Below are 26,285 nucleotides of genomic sequence, written 5' to 3'. Positions count from 1 at the left end.
AAATTTGAAAGTTTATAATAATGTTTTTCATATATTAATTGAATTATCTTAAAGTAATTCACCTTTTAATGTATATGTATGTATTTTTTTAATTTTTACATCAACAAATTGTCCAATCATCTTATGTGAACCTTTGAAAGTTACAATTCTGTTATTTTCTGTTCGACCATATAAATTCATAATGTTTTTATTAGATACACCTTCTACTAAAATAGATTGTACACTTTCAAACATTTTTCTACTCCATAACATGGTTTGTATATTTATACGTTCTTGTAACATGTATAAACGTCTTTTTTTTTCTTTTATATCGACATCATCTGGTATTTTAGCAGCTGGTGTCCCAGGCCGTTTAGAATATATAAAACTAAAACTCATATCAAAATTTATATTTTTTATAAAGTCCATAGTTTTTTGAAAATCTATTTCGGATTCTCCGGGAAAACCTACAATAAAATCAGAACTAATTTGAATATCAGGCCTAGCAACAATAAGTTTCTTAATAATAGATTTATAGTCTTCTGTCGTGTATGAACGCTTCATTAAATGAAGAATTTTATTAGAACCACTTTGCACTGGAAGATGTAGAAAACTCACTAGTTTTGGTGTATCTTGATATACTTCGATAATATCGTCAGTAAATTCTAGTGGATTACTAGTAGTAAAGCGAATCCTATCAATACCATCTATTTCTGCAACTAATCGTATTAATTCTGAGAAATAACAAATTTTTCCATTAAATGTTGGACCTTGATATGCATTGACGTTTTGTCCTAATAAATTAATTTCTCGTACTCCTTGTTTAGCTAATATTGATATTTCAAACAAAATATCATCACATGGACGACTAACTTCATGGCCTCTTGTATAAGGAACAACACAAAATGAACAATATTTATTACACCCTTCCATAATAGAAATATCTGCTGTATATCCTTTTTTTTTAGGATCTAAAAAATATTTAAATTTTTCTAATTTGGGAAAACTAATATCAATAGATAATTTTCTTTTTTTTTCTACTTCGTAAATCATTTTTGGTAATCTATGTAAAGTTTGGGTTCCAAATATAATGTCTACATAATTTGCTCTTTTAAAAATTTCTTTACCTTCTTGAGTTGCTACACAACCCCCTACAGCAATGATAACTTCTGGTTTTTTTGTTTTTATTTTCTTCCATCTTCCAAGTTGATGAAAAACTTTTTCTTGAGCTTTTTCTCTTATAGAACAAGTGTTTAATATTAAAATATCAGCTTTTTCCGATGATTTGGCAAGTATGTATTTATTTTTTTTTTGTAATAAGGTAATTATCATAGATGAATCATATTCATTCATTTGACAACCCCAAGTTTTTATGTATACATGTTTCATATATTTTAAAATTAATCCAATTTGATTTGTGAAAATATTATTTTAAATATAAATTTTAAATTTTTTATATAGATATTTCTCCTTTAATAGAAGGAAAAGGATCATATCCAACAATTTTAAAATCTTGAAAAGAATAGTTAAATAATGAATGAGGTTTTTTAAGAATTCTTAGTTCAGCGAGTTTACGAGGTTTTCTAAGTATTTGTTTTTTTGCTAATTTAAGATGATTATTGTATAAGTGAACATCACCCCCTGTCCATAAGAATTCTCCAACTTGCAAATTACACTGTTGTGCTATCATATGTATAAGTATTGAATAACTAGCTAGATTGAAAGGTAGGCCAAGAAATACATCACAAGAACGTTGATATAGTTGACAACTCAATGTATTCTTACAAACATAAAATTGAAAAAGAACGTGACAAGGAGGTAATCTCATCTTGTCTAAATCTCCAACATTCCAACTAGAAACTAACATTCTACGAGAATCAGGATTTTTTTTTATTTTTTTTAATACATCTTTTATTTGATCAACTGTGTTTCCTTCCGATGTATTCCAGCTTCTCCATTGTTTTCCATATATTGGACCAACATCTCCAGATTTATCTGCCCAATTATTCCAAATTGATACCTTGTTTTTTTTGAGATAGTCAATATTGGTATCTCCTTTTAAAAACCATAAAAGTTCATGAATAATCGATGGAATATGACATCTTTTTGTTGTTAGAAGAGGGAGCCCTTCTTTTAAATTAAATCTCATATTGTAACCAAAAATAGACAAAACGCCTGTACCTGTACGATCTTGTTTTTTATTTCCAATCTCAATTATTTTTTTAATCAATCTAATATATTGTTTCATGTATTCCTTATGGTATATCTTTATAGAAAGATTTATACATAATGATAAAGCCGGCAATAATCATTGGAAATGATAATATTTGTCCCATCGTAACTATGTTTCTCAATAGTCCTATTTGAGGATCAGGCTCTCTAAAAAATTCTACAAATATTCTAAATATTCCATAACAAATTAAAAATAATCCACTAATGCTTCCTATTGGCCTTTTTTTTCTTGAGAAAAAATAAATTATACAAAACAAAATAATTCCTTCTAAAAAAAATTCGTATAATTGTGAAGGATGACGTGGTAATGCTCCATATTTATCTAGCAATGGTTTTAATTCGGGATATTTTTTTATTGCTTCTAAGTCTTGATATTGAGAATTAGGGAAAATCATTGCATATGAAAAATTTGGTGATACACGACCCCAGAGTTCACTATTAATAAAATTTCCTAATCTTCCAGCACCTAAACCAAAAGGTATTAGTGGGGTTATAAAATCAGATATTTCTAATATTTTTTTTTCATATTTCAATGAAAAATATACTATGACAATTATACCACCTATTAATCCTCCATGAAACGACATTCCGCCTTCCCATATGTGAAAAATGTAAAATATATTTTGAGAGAAATATCTTAAATTATAAAAAATAATATATCCTATTCTTCCTCCAATACAGGAACCTAAAAAAATAGCATATAATAATATCTCTAATTTTTTTTCATACCATTTTTTTTGTTTTTTAATACTGTGTTTTTTCCCGTACCACATTGCAAATAAAAAACTAATCATGTACATGAAACCATACCAACGAGCAGATACAGGACCAATAGTAAAAATTACAGGATTTAATTTAGGAAAAAAAATATACATTTATTTTAGATTATTTCCTTATGTTCAAAAAAACTATTTTTCTAAATCTAATATTTCTTCAATTGTTTGACGTCTTCGAATAAGGATCGAACGATTTTTTTTTATTAATATTTCCGGGATCAGTGGTCTTGTATTATAATTAGATGACATTGCAGCACCATAAGCCCCTGTATCATGAAAAATCAAATAATCTCCTATTTTTATAATGGGTAATTTTCTAGTTTGGACTGTTCCTCCTTCTTTTTGCGTAAAAATATCTCCAGATTCACATAAAGGACCTGCAACAACGGTATCGATAGTTTCTTTTTCATTGATATGTCTATTATCTCCAGAAATAACGGATATATGATGATAGCTACCATACATAGCCGGTCTCATTAAATCATTGAATCCCACATCAACTAAAGTAAAGTTTTTATTACCCGTTTTTTTTACCGCCCATACTTTGGAAATTAAAATTCCTGATTCTGCAACTAGAAATCTTCCCGGTTCAATTTCTAATTGAATTTTTTTTCCTAAAAATTTAGATATTTTATTTCTTGCTATATCCCATAACATAAAGTATTTTTTTATATCAATAGGTTGTTCACTAAATTTATAAGGTATAGGTAATCCCCCACCAACAGATATGGATGATATGTTTTGATTTAATTGTAAAACATATTTAATCATAGATTGACATACTTTTTTTAAATGCACATAATTTACTCCTGAACCTATATGCATATGCAAACCTATTAATTTTAACTTGTATTTTTTTATAATCGGTATAGCTAGTTCAGGTTCCCATATTCCATGTTTGCTATTCTCTCCTCCAGTATTAGTTTTCTTGCTATGCCCATATCCAAATCTTGGGTTAATTCTCAACCAAACATGATGACCTGGTGAAACTTCCCCTAATTGCTTCAACATATCTAAAGAGCCAGCATTTACTGGTATTTTATAATTAATTACTTTATATAATGTTTCTTGATCTAAAATATCCGCAGTAAAAATTATATCATTTGTATTTGGTTTAAATCCAGATAACAAAGCTCTTTCGATTTCGCCCAATGAAACAGCATCTATTTTAATATTCTTCTTTTTCATCAGTTTTAATATATTAATGTTTGAACAAGATTTTTGAGCAAATCTAATAACATCAAATTTTTTTAGTAATTTAATTTTTTTATAGATGATGTCAGAATCATAAACCCAGAATGGAGGTTGATATTTTTTTATTAGATCTTTAATTGTTTTTGTATTAAGGTTGTTTTCAGTATTATTTAAAAGTTGTGGCATTTTATATCTCGTTAAATTTTTATGAATCATGTTATTAAAATTTATCTTATAATTCATGAAAATTATTTTTTTAAAGAACGAAGTGTAGGAAATAAAATTACGTCACGAATACTAATTTGATTAGTCAAGATCATAATTAAACGATCTATTCCAATTCCTAAACCTGATGTTGGTGGTAAACCATACTTTAATGCTTCTATATAATCTTTATCATAAAAAATATTTTTGTTGTCTTTTTTATTGGATTTTTCAATTTGATTTAAAAATCGCATTTTTTGGTCTTCTACGTCATTTAATTCTGAAAATCCATTTCCTATTTCATATCCAGCAATAAAACATTCGAATCTATCAGTTATATCTGAATTAATATCATTGCGTCTTGCTAATGGAGACACTTCTACTGGATATTGAGTAATAAAAGTTGGTTGAATTAATTTTTTTTCTACTGTTTTTTCAAAAATTTCATTTTCTATTTGACCTTTTCCCCATTTTTTTTCCACTTTTATACCTATAGATTTTGCATATTGTTTGATTTTATCAAAATTGTTCAAATCAGATAATACAATTGTCGGATTAAATTGAAGAATAGCATTTTTCATAGTTATTCTATGAAACGGTTTACTAAAATCAAAGTTATTATTACGAAATTGAACTTTATTATTTTTAAAAAGAAATCTTGTAATGCTCTTGAAAAGATTTTCTATCAATGTCATCATATCTTCATAATTAGAATATGCAATATATGCTTCCATCATAGTAAATTCTGGATTGTGTCGAGCTGACACTCCCTCGTTACGAAAATTTCTATTGAGTTCAAAAATACGTTCGAAACCGCCAATAATTAATTTTTTCAAATACAATTCCGGAGCTATTCTCAAATACATCTTAGCGTTAATTTCATTATGATAAGTAATAAATGGACGAGCATTTGCCCCGCCAGGAATATTCTGTAACATTGGAGTTTCTACTTCTAAGAAATCATTTTCTATCATAAAATTGCGGATTGCCATTATAATATTAGATCGTTGTTTGAAAATATTATGCAATTTTTTGTTGCTAATTAAATCGAGATATCTTTTTCGATAACGTATTTCTTGATTAGATAAACCATGAAATTTATTTGGTAATGGTTTTAATGATTTATTAAGTATATTTATATTATGACAATAAACAGATAGTTCTCCTGTTTTAGTTTTAAACAATATTCCATTTACGCCTAAAATATCTCCAATATCCCATTTTTTAAAATGATTGCTATAAAAATCAGATGAAATATTTTTTTCATTTACATAAATTTGTATTTGTCCTTCCATGTCTTTTAGAGTGAAAAAAGAAGCTTTTCCCATAATACGTCTTTGTATCATACGACCAGCAATAGAAACTTCTATTTTTAATACTTTAAGTTCATCATTATCTTTTTTTTGATATTTTTGGTGAATTTTTTTTGAAGTAATATTTTTTTTAAAATTATTCGGAAAAGAAAATCCTGCATTTCTCATGTTAATGAATTTTTTTTCTCTGCTTTTTATTTCGTTATCAAAAACACTATGATCATAATCTTTTTCTTTTTTTTCTTCTGACATTTTTATTCCTTATAATCCCATAATTAAACTTTGTTCAATAAAATCATCTAGTCCACCATCTAAAACAAATTGAACGTTATTCTTTTGAACACCAGTACGAAGATCTTTAATTTGTGAATTATCTAATATGTATGAGCGTATTTGATTTCCCCAGGTTATATCTGATTTGTTTTCTTCTAATCTTTTTTTTTCTTGTTTTTTTTCTCTCATTTTTATTTCGTATAGTTTTGATCTCATTTGTTTTATCGCTTGTTCTTTATTCTTATGTTGAGAGCGATTATTCTGACATTGAGTGACAACATTTGTTGGTAAATGAGTAATTCGAACTGCTGATTCTGTTCTATTAACATGTTGACCTCCAGCTCCAGATGCTCTATAAACGTCAATTCTTAAATCAGAAGGATTGATGTTTATATGAATTTTGTTATCTAATTCAGGATATATAAAAACCGAACTGAAAGAAGTATGACGTCGTTTCCCTGAATCAAAAGGACTTTTTCTAATTAAACGATGTATTCCTGTTTCCGTCCTTAGCCAACCAAAAGCATATTGTCCAGTTACTTTAATAGTTGAGGATTTAATTCCAACTATTTCTCCGATAGATTCATGGATAATTTCTGTCTGAAATCTTTTTTTATCAGCCCATCTTAAATACATTCTAAGTAACATTTTAGACCAATCTTGAGCTTCTGTTCCTCCTGAACCAGATTGTATATCAATATAACAATTACAATTGTCATTTTTTTTTGAAAACATACGATAAAATTCAATTTTTTTAATTTTTTTTTCTATTTTTTGTATTTCTATTAAACAGTCTTGAAATATTAGATGATCTTCTGTTTCTACTGCTAATTCTAAAAAAATAATTACTTCTTCAATATTTTTTTCTATTTTATTAATATTTTTAATAAAAGAATTTAATAAATATTTTTCTTTATTGAGCTTTTTAATAGATATTTGATTCTGCCATATTTTAGGTGATAATAATTCTAAATTAATTTCTGCAAGGCGAAATTCTTTTTTGTTATAGTCAAAGGTACCTCTTGAGATCTTTTATCCGATTTTTAAAATTTTTAATTTGATTAGTTATCATGTTTATTTCTAACATATGTTTACAGTTCTTCTGTTGTTAGTTGAATAAAAAATATTTAATTTTTTCAATAGTTCTTTTTATAATATGTAAAAATTATATTTTTTATTATATCTATTTAATTAAATAGGTACATTTATTTTAATTTTATATAACATTTATGAAATATATTTTAGGAATAAAAACAATGTCATCATTTATATCATTTCAGAATTGTGTCTATCCTTCACATGAATTATCATTGACAATGATATTACTTGAAGAATGGTCTATGACGTATGTTGAAGGTTCTGATAGTAAAAAATATCTACAAAGTCAGTTGACTATTGATATGAATTTATTATCTGAGACTCATCATGCACTGTGTGCGCATTGTAATTTTAACGGAAAGGTTTCAAGTACTATGCGTTTGTTTCATTATGAAAAAGGTTATGGTTACATTCAACGTAAAAGCATTTCTTCAATTCAAATTGAAGAAATTAAAAAGTATTCTATTTTTTCAAAAGTGAAATTTCATGAACTAAACAATATTTGTTTAATAGGGTTTGCGGGATTAAATGTTAAATTATTTTTAGCAGATTTTTTTATTAAGATGCCAAATAAAAACTGTCCAGTAGTTCATGAAAATAATAGAACCATATTATGGTATAGAGAACCATTGGAGCGGTTTATATTAGTTTTGTCTTTTTCGGATTTTTTATTTTTTAAAAAAAATATTAATAAAAATATATTTTTTAATAATAGTAAACAATGGTTATCATTAGATATTGAAGCTGGATTTCCTATTATTGATAAAACATGTTCTAAAAAATTTACACCACAGGCAATTAATTTAGATAAGCTTAAAGCTATAAGTTTTAAAAAAGGATGTTATTATGGACAAGAAACAATAGCGCGAATTTTTTTTAAAAAAATAAATAAATATTTTTTATCTTTTTTAATAAGTACAGGGAATATTTCTCCTAAAATAGGTTCGTTTATTGAAACTCAAATAAACAGTAAATGGTTTAAAATTGGTTTTTTATTATCGATAGTTCATGTTAAATTTGAAAAAATTTATATACAGGTGGTTTTGCGTAAAACTGTAAATGTAAATAATCTATTTAGAATATATGGATTTAAAAACATTTTTTTAATAAAAAATTAGATAGTGATATTAACGTTAGTAATATTAATGTTATCTTTTTTATTTATATTTTTATACTTTGAAAAATACAATTTTTATTGTATCTCATTAAGAAAAAATATTTTTTATATAATTTCAGACGGAACTATCTTTAAAATATCATGTCTCAAGGTATTCTTTTTATTATCTCAGCACCAAGTGGAACAGGAAAATCTAGTTTAATTCGAGGATTGCTAGAATTAAAAAATTTGTATCAGTTTCAGGTATCTATTTCTCATACTACTAGAATTATACGACCCGGTGAATTACATGGAAAACATTATTATTTTATATCAAAAAAGGAATTTCAAATCATGATTAAACAAGAATATTTTTTGGAATACGCTAAAGTATTTAGTAATTATTATGGGACTTCGCGTGAATGTATCCAAAAAATGTTACTTTCTGGAATTGATGTTTTTCTTGATATTGATTGGCAAGGAGCTAGGCAAATTAAATATAAAATGCCAGAATCTAAAAGTATTTTTTTATTGCCTCCATCTAAAGATATACTATACAAAAGATTAAGAGAAAGAGGACAAGATAGTGATACAGTAATTGCTAGTAGAATGGAAAAAGCAGTAGATGAAATGCAACATTATTCAGAATATGATTATTTGATTATTAATGATGATTTCAAACGCGCAGTCAATGATTTAACGACGATCATTACCGCCGAACATTTATGCTTATTTCATCAGAAGCAAAAATATAGCGTATTAATTTCTAATTTATTAAAACGTTAATTTTGTAAAATTTTAAATAATTTTAAAATAATTTTATATAATTCTATTTAATAAATAGAATTATATAATTAGAACAGTGAGATTAAATATGTTGAATTTTTAATTCATGTTTTCTATTTTAAATTAGTATTTTTATTGCGATTAGCTCTTTTTCTTTCATTTTCTTTTAAGTAAAATTTACGTAATCGTATAGAATTAGGTGTCACTTCTACTAGTTCATCATCGTTTATAAACCCTATCGCTTCTTCTAATGTTAAATTAAGAGGAGTTGTTAAAACTATTGCTTCATCTGTTCCAGATGCCCTCATATTAGTTAGTTTTTTCCCAATTAAGCAATTAACTGTTAAATCATTAGAACGATTATGAAGTCCTATTATTTGTCCTTCATATACTTGAGCTCCATGTCCTATAAATAATTTTCCTCTTTCTTGCAAATTAAACAAAGAAAAACTAACTGCCATACCCATACTGTTAGATATTAAAACTCCATTTTTTCTTTGTCCAATATTATTTTTCTGGAGATCGGCATAGTGACTAAAAGATGAGTAACAAAGTCCTGTTCCAGAAGTTATACTCATAAATTCTGCACGAAAACCAATTAATGCTCTGCTCGATAATATATATTCTAGACGTACTCTTCCCTTAGAATCCATAATCATATTTTTTAATTCACCTTTTCTCATGCCTATAAACTGCATAATATTTCCCTGATGTTTTTCCTCAATATCTAGAGTTACATTTTCAAATGGTTCTTTTTTTACTCCGTTTATTTCACGAAAAATAATTTTTGGACGAGAAACTTGCAACTCAAATCCTTCACGACGCATATTTTCAATTAATATAGATAAATGTAATTCACCTCGTCCTGAAACTGAAAAAATATTTGCATCTTTTGTTTCTTTTACCTGTAAGGCAACATTATGCATAGTTTCTTTTTTTAATCGTTCTAAAATCTGACGAGATGTAATGTATTTTCCTTCTTTACCTGAAAAAGGCGAGGTATTTACTGAAAAAAACATATTTACTGTTGGTTCATCTATAATTAATTCTGGTAGAGATTTTAAATTATCTGGATCGCAGATTGTATCAGAAATTTTCAGTTCATTTAAACCTGTAATAGCAATTATATCTCCGGCGAATCCTTGACGTATTTCCATTCTTTTTAATCCTAAATAATTTAAAACTTTATTCACTTTTCCAATACGATTTTTCCCGCAATTATTAATAATCACAACTTGATCATTAGGTTTAACAGATCCTTGTTTAATACGACCAACTCCGATAACTCCCAAATAATTATTATAATCAAGTTGTGAGACTTGCATTTGAAATTTTTGGTTAGGATCAACATTAGGAGCTGGAGCGTATTTAATAATAGCTTCATATAATGGAATCATATCATTTTGCATTTTTAAATAATCTGTTCCTGCTGTGCCAAGAACGGCAGATGTATAGATAATGGGAAAATCAAGTTGTTGATCATTTGCATCAAGATTAACAAAAAGATCAAAAACTTGATCTACTACCCAATCAGGACGAGAATTAATTCTATCAATTTTATTGATAACAACTATAGGGTTTAAACCATATTTAAATGCTTTTTTAGTTACAAATCGTGTTTGTGGCATGGGTCCATCTAAAGCATCCACGACCAGAAGAACCGAGTCTACCATAGACATTACACGCTCTACTTCACCACCGAAATCAGCATGACCAGGAGTATCTACTATATTTATTTTATAGTTTTTCCATTTTATAGAAGTGTTTTTAGATAAAATTGTGATGCCTCGTTCTTTTTCTAAATCGTTAGAATCCATAATTCTTTCAGTTTTTTCTTCATGTTTTTCAAATGTGCCTGATTGTTGTAACAGTTGATCAAGCAACGTAGTTTTTCCATGATCAACATGTGCTATAATGGCAATGTTTCTTATATTATAATGCATTTTTTTCCCTTTAAAATAGTAATAATCAGACGTATTACGGACTGATTTTAGATAGTATTAAAAGACGAGATTCATTATTGAGGAAATAGTATTTATATGCTAAATTTTATAAATACATATAAAATACTTCTTTATAATTATGGAAGTTAAAAAATTTTTAGTTAATTTTTTATATCTTTAATAACCAGGATTAAATTTTGAGCTCATTAGACTATAATAAAACAATTTTTTTAAAAAGTTATACGAAAACAACTGATATAGAAATTCAAGATGGTATTGAAATTGCATTTGTTGGTTACTCCAATTCAGGAAAATCTAGTGCTATTAATTCATTGACGAATCAAAAAAAATTATCTCGTTCTAGTAAAACTCCCGGAAGAACTCAATTAATTAATTTTTTCGAAGTAGTTTCAGGTTTGAGAATAGTTGATCTGCCTGGATACGGTTATGGAAAAGCACCTTTATTAATTAGAGAGAAATGGCAAAAAACGCTATATGATTATTTAGAAAAACGTAAACAAATAAAAGGTTTTGTGTTTCTTATGGACATTAGATATCCATTAAAAAAACTTGATCAAAAAATAATCGATATAGCTTTGTATAAAAAAGTTTCTATATTAGTATTATTGACTAAATGTGATAAGCTCAAAACAAGTCAACAAAAAAATCAATTTAATATAGTATATAAGCAACTAAATTATTTTTTAGAGTTTTTTGAAGTTATATTATTTTCATCTTATAAGGCAATTGGTATCAAAAAGTTAAAATCAGTTTTAAATAACTGGTATAACAATTATCTTATTTTAAATAAATAATGATGTCTAATAAAATATTATTGATATAGTTTAGTTATTACAAAATTTTTTTGTTCTCTTTTGAATTAAAAATATTTTTTTTAAAAATTTGAAATATATTTTTAGAATAGTATCTATTTAAAATCATTTCTTTTGAATCGATATTAATTGGAATATCTAATTTTATTTTTGCTAATTTATATGAAAGAAAAGCTATTTCTTTATTGCTTTTTAATTCCATTGCAATATTTTTAGCATTTCGAAATGGTAAAAATTGTATTTTTTCGAGATTATTATAAATATTTTTAATATTAGAAAATTTATTTAGTAAAAATAATGCAGTTTTAATGCCAATTTTAGGGACTCCTGGAATGTTATCAGAAACATCTCCTTTTAAGGCTAAAAAATCAATAAATTCTTTAGGTTTAATACCATATTTTTCTTTGATTATCTTTGGTGTGATAATACGATTATCTTTTTTGTTAAAAATATTAATATTTTTTGTTACAAGTTGGAGCATATCTTTATCATGACTTATGATTAATATTTTTTCTCCTTTTTTCTCTAATTTATGAGATAAACTTCCGATAATATCATCTGCTTCTATTCCTGGAATAGTTAATATTTTAATACCAATTTTCTTGAGTATTTTAAAAAGAGACGCAATTTGAACAGATAGTTCATTTGGCATAGGTGGTCTGTTTTTTTTATATTCTTCAAATATTTTTTTTCTAAATGTTTTTTGAGATGAATCAAATACAATAACAATTTTTTTTGAATTATGATATTTTCTTAAAATATTGTCTATCATTTTTAACATTCCATATATTGCTCCAAATGGTTTTCCTGCAGTATTTTTTAAATTGGGAAATCCGTAATAAGATGAATATAAATATAAACTTCCATCTATTATTATAACAGGTTGATTTTCTATGTGATTTATGTGGTTTATTCCATTCATGTTTTTTCTTTTTTATAAATATTTTTATCTTAAAATATACTTTTTAATAAAAAATGATGAACATTAAAAATAATTTATTTTTTATTTATCAAAAATTTAATTAAATCAATATATTTTTGAGAAAAACTATCTTTAAAAATCTCTTCTATTTTTGAATAATCGATTACATATTTCCCATTGATAAGCATTGTTGGAATATTTTCTAAATTAGATTTTTGAATATCTTTTTGTTGTTTTTTAACCAATACTTCAATTGTTAAACTATTCCAGAAACTATTAAATTTTCTTTCACTGACACCTGCTTCTGTTTTAAATATTTTTTTAATATTATTAATATTATTAATTGTATGAGTTTCCTGAATGCCCTTGAAAATGGGTAAAATTATTTTTTTTTCAATTCCCATTTGTTGTGCTATTATCCAAGATTTAGTTAAAATAGCGCTTAACTCTTCCTCTAAAAAATTCACATGATAAATTTGAAAATTTATATCTTTTTTAATATTATTTTTGATTAAATATTTTGTATTATGTGTTTTTTCAAATTCATAACAATATGGACAAAAAAATGAAAAAAATTCTATTACATTAGGGATATCAGATATGATTTTATTTTTTGTAGTATATTCTTTCCCATTTTCAAATTCATAAGCAGAAATATTGCAAGATAAAATAAGAATCCATAAAATAATTAATTTTTTTTTCATTTTGATCACCTAATTGTTTTTTTATTTTTTATATAATTAATTATTATAAAAGTGATCTTTAAATAATATAATGTATATAAAAGTAAAATACTATATATATTGCTAAGATATTGTATATATTACTAATATATATATTACTATAAATGTATTATAGTTTTAATATTATTTAGATTTAATATTACTTGTGAAGTAGAGAATTATGAATTTTATATTATGAAAAAAAAATATGAAAAAAAAGACAAGATAGATGCTAATATCGAGAACCATACTCCAATGATAAGACAGTATTTATCCTTGAAATCGCAATATCCTGACATGTTACTTTTTTATCAAATGGGTGATTTTTATGAGTTATTTTATAAAGATGCTGAACGTATTTCTAAATTATTAAAAATTACTTTAACAAAAAAGGGGTATTCAGATAATAAAATTATACCTATGGCTGGAGTTCCGTGTGATAAATCAGAATATTATTTATCCAAACTTGTAAAATTAGGTGAGTCTATTGCAATATGTAATCAAGAAAACAGCACTAATCATAAAAATAAATTGATTTCGCGCAAAGTAGTGCGTGTAATTACTCCCGGGACCATTACAGATGAAGCGTTTCTTGATGAAAATGAAGATAATTTCATAGCTGCTATTTGGAAGGAGAATAATCAGTTTGGATATTCTATTTTAGATGTTTCTTTAGGTTTTTTTGGTGTGTCTAAATTTTTTCACACTAGTGATTTACTATCAGAAATTGAACGTACAAACCCTAAAGAAATACTTTATCCAGAAAATTTTTCAGATATTTTTTTAATTGAAAAAAGAAAATGTATTCGAAAACGTTCATTATTAGAATTTGATTTAGATACATCATTCAAATTACTTAATTTACAATTTAATACTTATAGTTTAAATGGATTTGGCATAGAAAAAGATAATTTTGTAATACGTGCTGCTGGTTGTTTGCTGCAATATGTTAAATTAATGCAGATGACTGTTTTGCCTAATATTCGTGAGTTGAAATATAATTATATAAAAGATCATATTTTCATGCATTTTAGCACACGAAAAAGTTTAGAAATTACTCAGAATATTTCAGGAGAAAAAAAAAATACTCTATCTTCAATATTAAATAAAACAGTTACATCTATGGGTAGTAGGATGTTAAACCGTTGGTTAAACTCTCCATTAAAAAATTTTACAGTAGTTAGAAATCGTCATGAAAGTGTTAAGTTTTTACAATCTTTTTATAAAGAATTACAACCTATTCTTCGTCAAGTTAATGATTTAGAAAGAATTTATTCTCGTTTAGCTTTACGTACTGCCTCACCTCATGATTTTATACGAATGCGTTCTACACTAGAAATTTTACCGAATTTACATTTAATTTTGAAAAAAATAAAGTTCAAACATATACAAAAAATACGCCTTTCTATTGGATATTTTAATAAAATTTTGTTTTTATTAAAAAAAGCAATTAGTTCAAAACCATCTAGATCTATTAGAGATGGAGGTGTAATAGCTTCATTTTATAATATTCAACTAGATGAATTGCGATCTATTAAAATCAACTCTAAAAAATACATTAACAATTTTGAAGAACAAGAAAAAAAAAAATTAATGATTCAATCGTTGAAAATCAGATTTAATAAAATCATTGGTTATTATATTCAGGTAAGTAAACGTCATGCTTATTTAGTCCCCCAACATTATATAAAAATACAAACATTAAAAAATACTGAGCGTTACAGTATTCCTTTATTAAAAGAATATGAAAAAAAAGTTTCTAATTCAGAAATTAAATCTTTATTTTTAGAAAAAAAATTATATTTAGAAATTTTTGATTTTATAGAACCTTTTTTAGAAAAATTACAAAGTAGTGCATTAGCACTATCAGAATTAGATGTTCTAGTAAATTTATCCGAACGTTCTATATCTTTAAATTATGTGTGCCCTATAATGACTAAAAAATATGGTATTTCTTTATTAGATAGTCGTCATCCGGTTATTGAATGTTTTTTAAAGACACCGTTTATAAGTAATTCTGTTGTTTTGTCAAAAAAACAAAGAATGCTTATTATAACCGGTCCAAATATGGGTGGAAAAAGTACCTATATGCGTCAAATTGCTCTTATTGTAATAATGGCTTGGACAGGTAGTTTTGTCCCTGCCAGATATGCTTTGATTGGTTCAATTGATAAAATTTTCACAAGAATTGGTGCTGCAGATGATTTGAGCAATGGATTTTCGACATTTATGATGGAAATGACAGAAATGTCTAATATTCTTCATAATGCAACATCTAATAGTTTAGTTTTAATTGATGAGTTAGGTAGAGGAACTGCAAGAAATGAGGGTTTATCTTTAGCTTGGTCATGTTCTAAACATTTAATTAATAAGAACCAATCTATGATACTTTTATCTACTCATTTTATTGAATTAACAAAATTAGAATCGACAGAAAAATTTGTAAGGAATTTTCATTTTACTGCTGTTGAAACTAATTCTTATATAGCTTTTTTATATAAAATTAAAAATGGTATATCAAATAAAAGTTATGGTATATCTGTTGCTTCGTTATCCGGATTACCGAATAGTGTTATACAAAATGCAAAAATAAAATTGAAAGAACTAGAAAGTATTTAATATTTTTTAACAGTTTGTTCATGCTTAAGACATTAAGTCAATTATTTGTTTAAAATTTTGAAAATAAATAATTTTATATAAAATTTTAATTTGATTGCTAAATTAAGATTAAAATATAAATGTTTTATGTAAATTATATTCTATTAATAATATAGTTTTTTAATGTAATAAAATTTGGATATTTAGTATAATGAAAAATGAAAATATGTTTGATTTGTTACTTCCATTAAACCCAGAACAATTAAATAATTTAAAACAACTTGAAAGCACTTGTACTGATATTCAAAGTGCTTGGTTGTCAGGTTATTTTTGGAAAATCGCAAATCAAACGTCTAATACAACATCTGTTAAAAAAAATAAATCAAATAATCAGGAACAAATTATTACGATTATTTCTGCTTCTCAAACCGGTAATGCAAAATTATTGTCTGAACGTCTTTATCAGTATTTTAATAAAAATAACAAAAAAAGTCTTTTAATTAATGCGATTGATTATAAATTTAAAAAAATAAAAAATGAAAAAATATTAATTTTAATTATTTCTACTCAAGGTGAAGGTGAGCCTCCAGAAGAAGCATTATCTTTATATAAATTTATAATGTCAAAACATGCACCTAAATTGAATGATTTACATTATAGTATTTTTGGTTTAGGAGATACATCCTATAATCTTTTTTGTCAAGCAGGGAAAGATTTTGATAATAGATTCAAAGAGTTAGGTGGAAATCCTTTATTAAATCGATTTGATGCTGATATTGAATATGAAGATGATTATAATCAATGGTCTCAAGATTTATTGGTATCGATTAATAATTTTCAAAAAATAACTCCAGAATCTTCTTTTTTAAATTTGAAAAAAGAAGATAAGTCTAAATTTTTAAAATCTATTTATAATAAAACAAATCCTGCTACGGCTGTGATTTTAACAAATCAAAAAATTACTGGTCGTAATTCTGAGAAAGATGTTCGTCATATTGAAATTGATATTAGTAATTTGAATATTAATTATATACCTGGTGATGCAGTTGGTGTTTGGTATAAAAACAATACTGATTTAGTGAAAAATATATTAGAATTACTCTCTATCAATATTTTTGAGAAAATTAAACTTAAAAATAATGTTATTACAATTTTTGATGCTTTGAAAAATAATTTCGAATTAACAACTAATACTAAAAAAATTGTTCAAAAATACGCAAGTTTTGCAAACAATCAATTTTTAAAAAATATTGTATCTGATGATGTTAGTTTAGAAAACTATACCATTCAAACACCTTTAATTAAAATGATAAATGATCATCCATCAAAATTATCTTCCGAACAATTAATCAGTTTACTTCGCCCATTGACACCTAGATTATATTCTATTTCTTCGTCGCAAGCAGAAATTTATGATGAAATTCATATTACAGTTGGAGTTGTGAAAAAGTTAATTTCTGGTTGTTTATATTTGGGAGGCGCTTCTGGTTATCTTTCACAATCTCTAAAACCTGATGATACAATTAATATTTTTATTGAATCTAATAATAATTTTAGATTACCTTCTAATCAAAACACTCCAATAATAATGATTGGTTCAGGTACAGGAATTGCTCCTTTTCGTGCTTTTATGCAGCAAAGAGATAATGATGGATCTCAGGGGAAAAATTGGATTTTTTTTGGAAATCCTAATTTTACTGAAGATTTTTTATATCAAACAGAATGGCAACAATACATAAAAAAAGGACTTATTACCAATATGCATTTAGCTTGGTCAAAAGATCAAGAAAATAAAATATATGTGCAAGATAAAATAAGAGAAAATGGAAAAGAAATATGGTCTTGGATACAAGAAGGAGCCGAAATATATGTTTGTGGAAATGCTTCTAAAATGGCAAAAGATGTTGAAAAATCATTATTAGATATTATTATTCAAAATAGCGGATTAAACCTTGAAAATTCTCATGAATTTTTAAATGATCTTCGTTTAAAAAAACGTTATAAAAGAGATGTATACTAATGAAAAAAAAATACATTAAGATGGTTTTAGAAAAAAAGTTAACTGATGCTGAACGTATTAAAGAAAATAGTAATTACCTTCGAGGCACAATCGTTGATGATTTAAAAAATGAGATTACTAATGGTTTTAGTGGAGATAACTTTTCACTTATCCGATTTCATGGTATGTATCAGCAAGATGATCGTGATATACGTTTAGAACGCAATCAACAAAAACTAGAACCACGCTATGCAATGATGCTTCGCTGTCGATTACCCGGAGGAGTTATACAAGCAAAAAAATGGTTAAAAATTGATTACTTTGCTAAAAAATATACATTATATGGAACTATTCGATTAACTAATCGTCAAACTTTTCAATTTCATGGTATTTTAAAAAAACGTTTAAAAGATGCACATAAAATGTTACACAGTATAGGATTAGATTCTTTGGGTACCGCTAATGATGTAAATAGAAATGTACTTTGCACATCAAATCCTTTGGAATCTTTCATTCATCAACAAGCTTATGAATGGGCACAGAAAATTTCAGATTTTTTATTGCCTCGCACCAGAGCTTATGCAGAAATTTGGTTAGATCAGAAAAAAATTATTACTACTGAGAAAGAACCTATATTAGGGAAAACATACTTACCCAGAAAATTCAAAACAACAGTAGTAATTCCACCATATAATGATGTAGATTTATATGCCAATGATATGAATTTTATTGTTATTGCTGAAAATGAAAAAATTATTGGTTTTAATGTATTAATTGGTGGAGGATTATCTTTTATTCATGGAAATAGAAAGACGTGGCCATTTCTTGCAAAAGAAATAGGTTATGTTCCAATAGATAAAGTTTTATCTATTGCTCAGGCTATAGTAACTACTCAACGAGATTGGGGAAATCGTACTGATCGTGCAAATGCTAAAACTAGATATACTATAAATAATTTTAGTTTGTCTGCTTTTAAAAAAGAAATTGAAAAACGAGCAAATTTTAATTTTGAACCAATCCGCAATTACAATTTCATTAGCAGAGGAGATAGATTTGGTTGGATTAAAGATATTAATAATAATTGGAGTTTAACATTGTTTGTGCAAAATGGTCGTATATATGATGACAATAATACATCTTTTAAATCTGGATTATTAAAAATCGCAAAAATTCATGATGGTAATTTTAGAATTACATCTAATCAAAATATAATTATCTCTGAAGTATCTGAAAAAAATAAAGATCAAATAGAAAAAATAGCTTTATCGCATGGATTAAAAAATAAAATTAGTAATTTACGACAAAACTCTATGGCCTGTGTTTCGTTTCCTACTTGTCCTTTAGCAATGGCTGAAGCGGAACGTATGTTGTCTTATTTTATTACTCAATTAGAAAATATCATGTTAAAATATGGTGTGGAAAAAGAGAGTATAATTTTACGTGTTTCTGGATGTCCTAATGGTTGTGGTAGATCTTTATTAGCTGAAATTGGTTTAATTGGAAAATCTATTGGGCGATATAATTTATACATAGGTGGAAGTCGGATAGGAAATCGCATTCCAAAAATTTACAAAGAAAATATAACTGAAAAAGAAATATTAATTCATTTAAAATATTTGATTAAAGCCTGGTCTAATGAACGAAAAAAACAAGAAGATTTTGGAGATTTTGTTATTAGAAAAAATTTTGTTAAAGAAATTATTAATCCTATTAATGATTTCTGGAGTTAATATGGAGAAAACATAATGTCTATATTTCACATTAAAGATATTAATAATCTATTAAATTCTAAAAAAAAAAATAAAATACTATCAGAAGCTAATTTTGAGATATCAAATTTTTCTGCAGAAGAGCGTATTTCTTGGGCATTAAAAAATTTACCTCATATACAAATCATATCATCTAGTTTTGGTATTCAATCAATAGTATTATTACATCTTGTAACTAAACAAAAACCTGATATTCCTGTTATATTAATTGATACAGGTTATTTATTTCCAGAAACATATGATTTTATTGATACGTTAACTAATAAGTTGAGTTTGAATCTCAAAGTTTTTAGATCTAAAATATCTCCAGCTTGGCAGGAAGCACGATATGGAAAATTATGGGAAAAAGGAATAGAGGGAATTAATTTTTATAATAATATGAACAAAGTACAGCCAATGAATTTTGCCTTGAATAAATTATCAGTAAAAACATGGTTTGCTGGATTGCGTTTTGATCAATCAAAAAGTCGAAGTGCATTATCATATCTTTCTGTGCAAAAGGGAATATTTAAAATATTACCGATACTCGATTGGTCGAACAATCAAATCGATAATTATATCAAAAAAAATAACTTACATGTTCATCCTTTATATCAGAATGGATATTTATCTGTGGGCGATACTCATACGACTAAAAAACATATGCCTGGTATGTCAGAAGAAGAAACTCGTTTTTTTGGTTTAAAACGTGAATGTGGTTTACACGAGAATTAAATTAAATAGTTTTAAAATTATTAGCAAAATTTTTACCCTAGAAAATTACATGATTTTTTATAATCAAGAAAATCATAAATTATTTATTTTGCAAATGATTTAATCTATAAATCATAAATTATTTTACATGTAAATTTCTTTTTAATGATTTTTTCTTATTTTAGAATAATAAAAATTTTTAGTACAATAATATTTCAATCATTAAAAATATTTTCTTAAAAATATATCTTTTATACTTTTTTATGTAATAAATACATACTTTTTAAAAATTTTATTTATATAAAATAAATTTTTTTAATATTCTTAGTATTTCAATTATAAGATAAGTTTCATGACGTTTTTTACTAATAAATTTTTTTAAATAAGGTTGCTGTGAATTATCTTCCTATTTTTGTAGATTTAAAATCTAAAAATATTTTAGTCATTGGTGCTGGAGAAGTAGCTTTTAATAAAATTAAACTATTACTTCGTGCTAAAGCTAAAATTAATGTTATTGCTAAAGAATTATGTGCGGAAATAAAATTTCTTTTACATGAGAAAAAAATAAATTGGTTATCTAAAACATTCGATTTAGTTTATTTAAAAAAAATTTTTTTAGTTATTTCAGCTACAAATGATGAAAAATTAAATGAATATATATTTAAAAAATGTAATGAGCGTTCTTTATTAGTCAATATTGTTGACAATAAATCAAAGTGCTCTTTTATTTTCCCTTCTATTATCGATCGTTCTCCTATAATTATAGCTATTTCTTCTGGTGGTACTGCTCCCGTATTATTGCGTTTATTACGTGAAAAAATTGAAGCTATTTTGCCGATAAAATTAGGCGATGTTGCTAAAGTTGCTGGTAAGTGGAGATCAGCAATTAAACAACATTTTTCTAATTTTTTAGAAAGACGTCGATTTTGGGAAAAGTTATTTACAAGTATTTTTGTTGAACATATTCTTAATGGAAAAAAAGAACAAGCAATTAATATTTTAAAACAGAATATGCATAAAAATAATTTATTAACAGGTGAAATTATTTTAGTAGGTGCTGGACCAGGAGATAGTGGTTTATTAACTTTAAGAGGACTACAAATATTACAGCAAGCAGATGTTGTTTTATATGATTATTTAGTTTCTGAAGATGTGTTAAATTTAATTCGTCGTGATGCAAAATGCATATGTGTTGGAAAACGTGCTGGTTTTAAAAATATTACTCAGGATAAAATTATTAAATTGTTGATATTTCTAGCAAAACAAGGGAAAAAAGTAGTACGTTTAAAAGGAGGAGATCCTTTTATTTTTGGACGAGGAGGGGAAGAAATAGAAGCTGCAAAAAATGCAGGTATTAATTTTCAAGTTGTACCGGGCATTACTTCTGCAACTGGTATTTCAGCTTATACTGGAATACCCCTGACACATCGCAAATATGCACAAGGTGTTATATTTATTACTGGACATAAGTCTACTGATGGTTTTTCGAATAATTGGTCAATTCTATGTGATTCCTCTTATACCTTAGTCATATATATGGGAACCTTCCGAGCTATATATATTGCTAAAAAACTTATTACATTCGGCCGATCGAAGTTAACACCAATTGCTATTATTGAAAAAGGAACTACTGTTGATCAAAAAGTTACGATAGGATGTTTGAACGATATTGAGAATATTATAAAATACACTATAACTCCATCTTTATTGATTATTGGAGATGTTGTTAATTTACATAAAAAACTAGCCTGGTTTCAAAATAAAATGTATTAAATGACATTTAAAATACATTTTTTCAGTACAGTTAATTTAAGGGAAAATGATGTTTAAAAAAAACATTACTCATTTGCGTCAATTAGAATCAGAAAGTATTTATATAATGAGAGAAGTAGTTGCAGAATTTGAAAATCCCGTAATGTTATATTCTATTGGAAAAGATTCTTCAGTGATGTTGCATTTAGCAAAAAAAGCTTTTTATCCTAGTTCAATACCATTTCCCTTGTTACATATAGATACTGGATGGAAATTTAAAGAAATGTATCTTTTCAGAGACTACGTTGCTCGTACTTCAAAAGTAGAATTAATAGTTCACTCTCATTCAAAAGGAAAATCATTAAATTTGAATCCCTTTCAATATGGAGGTAGTAAGTATACAGATATTATGAAAACAGAAGGATTAAAAGAAGCTATAAATCAATATGGTTTTGATGCTGCATTTGGTGGTGCTAGACGAGATGAAGAAAAATCACGCTCTAAAGAGCGCATCTATTCTTTTCGTGATGTATTTCATCAATGGGATCCAAAAAAACAACGTCCCGAGTTATGGTGGAACTATAACGGTCAAATTAACAAGGGAGAAAATATCCGTGTTTTTCCGCTTTCAAACTGGACTGAATTAGATATCTGGCAATATATTTTTATGGAAAAAATTGAAATTGTTCCTCTTTATTTTGCTGCTCTGCGTCCAGTATTAGAAAGAAATGGAGTGTTAATTATGATTGATGATAATCGTATTAAAATAAATTCTAATGAGGTCATAAAAGAAAAAATGATTAGATTTCGCACATTAGGTTGTTGGCCTTTAACTAATCCAGTTGAATCAGAAGCTAAAAATATTGAAGACGTAATTAAAGAAACGTTAATAGTAAAAACAAGTGAACGAACTGGACGAGCTATTGATTATGATCAAAAAAGTTCCATGGAATTCAAAAAAAGACAAGGTTATTTCTAAAAAAGAGAAGTTTAAAAAATGAATATTAATATAAAAGATAATTTTAAGAAATGGTTTGATTTTCAACAGAAAAAAACTTTATTAAAATTTTTAACATGCGGGAGCGTAGATGATGGGAAAAGTACATTAATTGGTCGTTTGTTACATGATACACAGCACATTTATGATGATCAATTATTTTCTTTAAAAAATGATAGTAAACGTCATGGAACGCAAGGATCTGAAATAGATCTTGCACTAGTAGTGGATGGATTACAATCAGAACGTGAACAAGGAATTACAATTGATGTGGCTTATCGTTATTTTTCTACAGATAAAAGAAAATTTATTATTGCAGATACACCTGGTCATGAACAGTATACTCGTAATATGGTGACAGGGGCTTCTACATGTGATTTGTCTATTTTGTTAGTTGATGCTAGAAAAGGATTATCAGAACAGACTTACCGACATAGTTTTATTTCTAGTTTATTAGGCATAAAAAACTTAATTGTTGCTGTTAATAAAATGGATTTAGTAGACTATAAAAAAGAAATATTTTTAAATATTAAAAAAAACTTTTTACATTTTTCTAAAAAACTTCCAAGTGATTTGAATATTTTTTTTATTCCAATATCAGCATTACTTGGTGAAAATATTGTTTGTAAAAAAAAATTGATGCCTTGGTACCAAGGTTTAACATTGCTAAGTTTATTAGAAACTATAAAAATTAAAAGTAGTACTAATGTAGAAGAAATTAGATTTTTAGTTCAATACATCAATCGTCCTAATTCAAATTTTCGTGGATATTCTGGAATACTACTATCCGGTGAAATTCATACTGGACAACCTATCAAAATATTACCCGCAAATATAAAATCTCATGTTTCTCGTATTGTAACTTTTAAAAAAAACTTAAAAAAAGCAGAAATTGGTCAATCTATTACAATAGTTTTAAAAGATGAAATAGATATTAATCGTGGTGATTTTTTTGTAAATGTTGATTCACTTTTACAACCTTCTACAGAATCTATTATTGATATTGTTTGGATGACAGAAAATATTTTATTAGCAGGACAATCATACAATGTGAAATTGTCTAGCAAGAAAATACGAGTTTATATAAAAGAAATTTTATTTAAGATAGATATTAACACTTTACAAAAATTAACAAGTGATTCTCTTGGTTTAAATAGTATTGGTCGAGTGAAAATTATTTTTAGTGAACCTATGATTTTTGATAATTATAAAGAAAATAGAATGACAGGTAATATGATTTTTATTGATCTTTTAACAAACATCACAGTCGGTGCTGGAATGATTGTAAATAGTTTAGAAAAAAAAGAAAAGATATTTTATAATAATAAGAAAGATTTTGAGTCAGATTTTCATGATTTAATTTCTCGATATTTTCCGCACTGGAATATACCGAAACTTTTGAAAAAGAAGGTTTTTAATTAAAATGAAAAATAATATTGTTTGGCAAAGATATTCAATTACACGTGTAAAACGTGAAAAAAAAAATAATCATAAATCTATTGCGGTATGGTTTACTGGACTTTCAGGTTCAGGAAAATCAACTATAGCTAATTTTTTGGAAAAGATTCTATTCAAGAATGGAATTAATAGTTATTTATTAGATGGAGATAATATCAGGTCTGGTTTGTGTTCTGATTTAAGTTTTAGTGTTGTTGATAGGGATGAAAACATTAGACGTATTGGAGAAGTAACTAAAATAATGCTAGACGCTGGTATGATAACATTAGTGTCAGTTATTTGTCCTTATAAATATCAAAGAGAAATGATTTGCAAAATGTTAGGAAAAGAAAATTTTTTAGAAGTTTTTGTTGATACACCGATTGATGTCTGTGAATTACGAGATCCTAAAAAATTATATAAAAAAGCTCGTACTGGAGAAATATCTAATTTTACAGGCGTGCAATCTATGTATGAAATTCCTAACAAACCTGATATTCTTTTAAATGGCACAGAATCTTTAGATAATAACCTGAAAAAAATAATAAAGATTTTATATGATCATCATGTTATATCTTGCTTGAGAACGGATTAATGTATTTTCATGATAAAAATCTTTATTTAAACAAAATTATTTTTTAGAGTAAAATATGAAGATACTAAAAATATTTTTGTTATTTTTACTTTTTTGGTTGCAATATTCTCTTTGGTTAGGGAAAAATGGTATTTTAGATTATATAAAAATATATAAAAAAGTTGCAATACAAAAAAAAAATAATGAATCTCTTGATATACGTAATAATCAAATAATCTTAGAGATTAAAAATTTCAATAATCATCTTAATGACAATAAAAAAGAAAAATAACATTTATATGATTTGTTTTAAATAGAAAATTTTCTTTATATTAAATTTCTAATAAAATTTTTTATGGTGTTATCTTGGATATAAAATGATCTTGTATAATTTTTTTTCACCCAAAATTATAGCTGTTGTACCTGCTGCTGGAATAGGTAGTAGAATGCAAATAGATTTACCAAAACAATATATAAAAATTCAAAATCGTACTATTCTTGAACATACTTTAACAACGTTATTATTACATCCCAATATAGTTCGTATTATTGTAAGTTTAAATCAAAAAGATAATTGCTTTCATAAATTACCTATATCTTCTAATTCTCGTATTATTTCTGTAATTGGTGGCAAAAAAAGAATTGATTCAGTTTTATCAGGATTAATAGCAGCAAAAAATGTAGATTGGGTGATAGTACATGACGCAGTTCGTCCGTGTTTGAGTTATAAAGATTTAGAGAAATTAATATCTATTATTAAAAAAAATCCAGTAGGTGCTATTTTAGCCCGTCCTGTATCTGACACTATCAAATATAGCAATTCAAAACAAGAAAAAGTATTATGTTCTGTAAATAGAAAGAATTTATGGCATGCTTTAACTCCTCAGTTATTTCAAATGAATTTGCTCAAAGATTGTTTGAAAAAAACTATTAAAGATGAAATTAACATCACAGACGAAGCATCGGCGTTAGAATATTGTGGATATAACCCATGGTTAATAGTAGGAAGTTGTAGAAATATTAAAATTACTTGGCCTGAAGATCTTATTCTTGCAAATTTCTATTTAAAAAATAATGTAGATGAATAAAAAAGAG

General features: G+C 26.0%; 22 protein-coding genes. 13 read left to right on the top strand and 9 right to left on the bottom strand.

Annotation, left to right across the window (positions count from 1 at the left end):
• Positions 1 to 48 precede the first annotated feature (48 nt).
• The 6 genes from miaB to prfB form a co-directional block, all read right to left on the bottom strand.
• Positions 49 to 1,368: a tRNA (N6-isopentenyl adenosine(37)-C2)-methylthiotransferase MiaB gene (gene miaB, locus ACTP5B_RS02435; RefSeq protein WP_464829686.1), complete on the bottom strand. Its 1,320-nt coding sequence runs from the start codon at positions 1,366 to 1,368 to the stop codon at positions 49 to 51.
• Between the two features lie 64 nt (positions 1,369 to 1,432).
• Positions 1,433 to 2,227, bottom strand: coding sequence for a thymidylate synthase (thyA, locus tag ACTP5B_RS02430; protein ID WP_464829684.1), 795 nt, complete (start codon positions 2,225 to 2,227; stop codon positions 1,433 to 1,435).
• Between the two features lie 7 nt (positions 2,228 to 2,234).
• Complete coding sequence (gene lgt / locus ACTP5B_RS02425; RefSeq protein ID WP_464829682.1) at positions 2,235 to 3,086, bottom strand: prolipoprotein diacylglyceryl transferase; 852 nt, start codon at positions 3,084 to 3,086, stop codon at positions 2,235 to 2,237.
• A 33-nt stretch (positions 3,087 to 3,119) separates the two neighbouring features.
• A complete protein-coding gene (gene lysA / locus ACTP5B_RS02420; RefSeq protein WP_464829680.1) occupies positions 3,120 to 4,367 on the bottom strand; it encodes a diaminopimelate decarboxylase in 1,248 nt (415 codons plus the stop codon).
• Positions 4,368 to 4,429: 62 nt separating this feature from the next.
• Positions 4,430 to 5,950, bottom strand: coding sequence for a lysine--tRNA ligase (lysS, locus tag ACTP5B_RS02415; RefSeq protein WP_464829678.1), 1,521 nt, complete (start codon positions 5,948 to 5,950; stop codon positions 4,430 to 4,432).
• A gap of 9 nt (positions 5,951 to 5,959) precedes the next feature.
• Positions 5,960 to 7,058, bottom strand: a protein-coding gene (prfB, locus tag ACTP5B_RS02410) for a peptide chain release factor 2 (protein WP_464829676.1) whose coding sequence is annotated in 2 segments (ribosomal slippage) — positions 5,960 to 6,982 and positions 6,984 to 7,058 — 1,098 coding nt in all. Because the reading frame shifts where the segments join, the coding sequence is not laid out codon by codon here.
• Positions 7,059 to 7,227: 169 nt separating this feature from the next.
• Here prfB and ygfZ point away from each other — a divergent pair.
• Together ygfZ and gmk are read left to right on the top strand one after the other, a co-directional pair.
• Positions 7,228 to 8,187: a tRNA-modifying protein YgfZ gene (ygfZ, locus tag ACTP5B_RS02405; protein ID WP_464829675.1), complete on the top strand. Its 960-nt coding sequence runs from the start codon at positions 7,228 to 7,230 to the stop codon at positions 8,185 to 8,187.
• A 140-nt stretch (positions 8,188 to 8,327) separates the two neighbouring features.
• Positions 8,328 to 8,951 carry a guanylate kinase gene (gene gmk / locus ACTP5B_RS02400; RefSeq protein WP_464829673.1) on the top strand — a complete coding sequence of 208 codons (624 nt, stop codon included), beginning with the start codon at positions 8,328 to 8,330 and terminating at the stop codon, positions 8,949 to 8,951.
• A 113-nt stretch (positions 8,952 to 9,064) separates the two neighbouring features.
• Here the strand turns inward: gmk and typA are convergent, their stop codons facing one another.
• Positions 9,065 to 10,894: a translational GTPase TypA gene (typA, locus tag ACTP5B_RS02395; RefSeq protein ID WP_464829671.1), complete on the bottom strand. Its 1,830-nt coding sequence runs from the start codon at positions 10,892 to 10,894 to the stop codon at positions 9,065 to 9,067.
• A 197-nt stretch (positions 10,895 to 11,091) separates the two neighbouring features.
• On the opposite strand from typA, the gene yihA reads away from it, so the two are divergent.
• Positions 11,092 to 11,709, top strand: coding sequence for a ribosome biogenesis GTP-binding protein YihA/YsxC (yihA, locus tag ACTP5B_RS02390; RefSeq protein WP_464829669.1), 618 nt, complete (start codon positions 11,092 to 11,094; stop codon positions 11,707 to 11,709).
• 37 nt (positions 11,710 to 11,746) lie between these two features.
• On the opposite strand, the gene ACTP5B_RS02385 is transcribed toward yihA, so the two are convergent.
• On the bottom strand, positions 11,747 to 12,631 hold the full coding sequence (locus ACTP5B_RS02385; RefSeq protein ID WP_464829752.1) for a 5'-3' exonuclease: 885 nt from the start codon (positions 12,629 to 12,631) through the stop codon (positions 11,747 to 11,749).
• A gap of 92 nt (positions 12,632 to 12,723) precedes the next feature.
• A complete protein-coding gene (locus ACTP5B_RS02380) occupies positions 12,724 to 13,353 on the bottom strand; it encodes a thioredoxin domain-containing protein (RefSeq protein ID WP_464829667.1) in 630 nt (209 codons plus the stop codon).
• A 213-nt stretch (positions 13,354 to 13,566) separates the two neighbouring features.
• On the opposite strand from ACTP5B_RS02380, the gene mutS reads away from it, so the two are divergent.
• The 10 genes from mutS to ispD all read left to right on the top strand — a co-directional run bounded on the left by mutS (position 13,567) and on the right by ispD (position 26,278).
• Positions 13,567 to 15,990 (top strand): DNA mismatch repair protein MutS, encoded by a 2,424-nt coding sequence (gene mutS / locus ACTP5B_RS02375; protein WP_464829665.1) that lies wholly within the window; start codon positions 13,567 to 13,569, stop codon positions 15,988 to 15,990.
• 190 nt (positions 15,991 to 16,180) lie between these two features.
• The gene (locus tag ACTP5B_RS02370; RefSeq protein ID WP_464829663.1) at positions 16,181 to 17,989 is read left to right on the top strand and encodes an assimilatory sulfite reductase (NADPH) flavoprotein subunit; all 1,809 of its coding nucleotides are present in this window, start codon (positions 16,181 to 16,183) and stop codon (positions 17,987 to 17,989) included.
• A complete protein-coding gene (gene cysI / locus ACTP5B_RS02365; RefSeq protein WP_464829661.1) occupies positions 17,989 to 19,698 on the top strand; it encodes an assimilatory sulfite reductase (NADPH) hemoprotein subunit in 1,710 nt (569 codons plus the stop codon). Before ACTP5B_RS02370 ends, cysI begins: the two co-directional genes overlap by 1 nt.
• 15 nt (positions 19,699 to 19,713) lie before the next feature.
• Positions 19,714 to 20,451 carry a phosphoadenylyl-sulfate reductase gene (locus tag ACTP5B_RS02360; RefSeq protein ID WP_464829659.1) on the top strand — a complete coding sequence of 246 codons (738 nt, stop codon included), beginning with the start codon at positions 19,714 to 19,716 and terminating at the stop codon, positions 20,449 to 20,451.
• 372 nt (positions 20,452 to 20,823) lie between these two features.
• Complete coding sequence (gene cysG / locus ACTP5B_RS02355) at positions 20,824 to 22,203, top strand: siroheme synthase CysG (protein ID WP_464829657.1); 1,380 nt, start codon at positions 20,824 to 20,826, stop codon at positions 22,201 to 22,203.
• Between the two features lie 49 nt (positions 22,204 to 22,252).
• Positions 22,253 to 23,161 (top strand): sulfate adenylyltransferase subunit CysD, encoded by a 909-nt coding sequence (gene cysD, locus ACTP5B_RS02350; RefSeq protein ID WP_464829656.1) that lies wholly within the window; start codon positions 22,253 to 22,255, stop codon positions 23,159 to 23,161.
• 18 nt (positions 23,162 to 23,179) lie between these two features.
• Entirely contained in the window at positions 23,180 to 24,601 is a 1,422-nt protein-coding gene (gene cysN / locus ACTP5B_RS02345; protein ID WP_464829654.1) for a sulfate adenylyltransferase subunit CysN, read from the top strand.
• Position 24,602: 1 nt separating this feature from the next.
• Positions 24,603 to 25,211, top strand: a complete 609-nt coding sequence (gene cysC, locus ACTP5B_RS02340; protein ID WP_464829652.1) for an adenylyl-sulfate kinase — start codon at positions 24,603 to 24,605, stop codon at positions 25,209 to 25,211.
• A gap of 55 nt (positions 25,212 to 25,266) precedes the next feature.
• Entirely contained in the window at positions 25,267 to 25,482 is a 216-nt protein-coding gene (locus ACTP5B_RS02335) for a septum formation initiator family protein (protein WP_464829651.1), read from the top strand.
• Positions 25,483 to 25,567: 85 nt separating this feature from the next.
• Positions 25,568 to 26,278, top strand: a complete 711-nt coding sequence (ispD, locus tag ACTP5B_RS02330) for a 2-C-methyl-D-erythritol 4-phosphate cytidylyltransferase (RefSeq protein ID WP_464829650.1) — start codon at positions 25,568 to 25,570, stop codon at positions 26,276 to 26,278.
• The last annotated feature ends 7 nt before the right edge of the window (positions 26,279 to 26,285 follow it).

The organism is Buchnera sp. (in: enterobacteria) (assembly GCF_056343165.1).
This window is presented reverse-complemented; position numbering and strand designations above follow the sequence as displayed.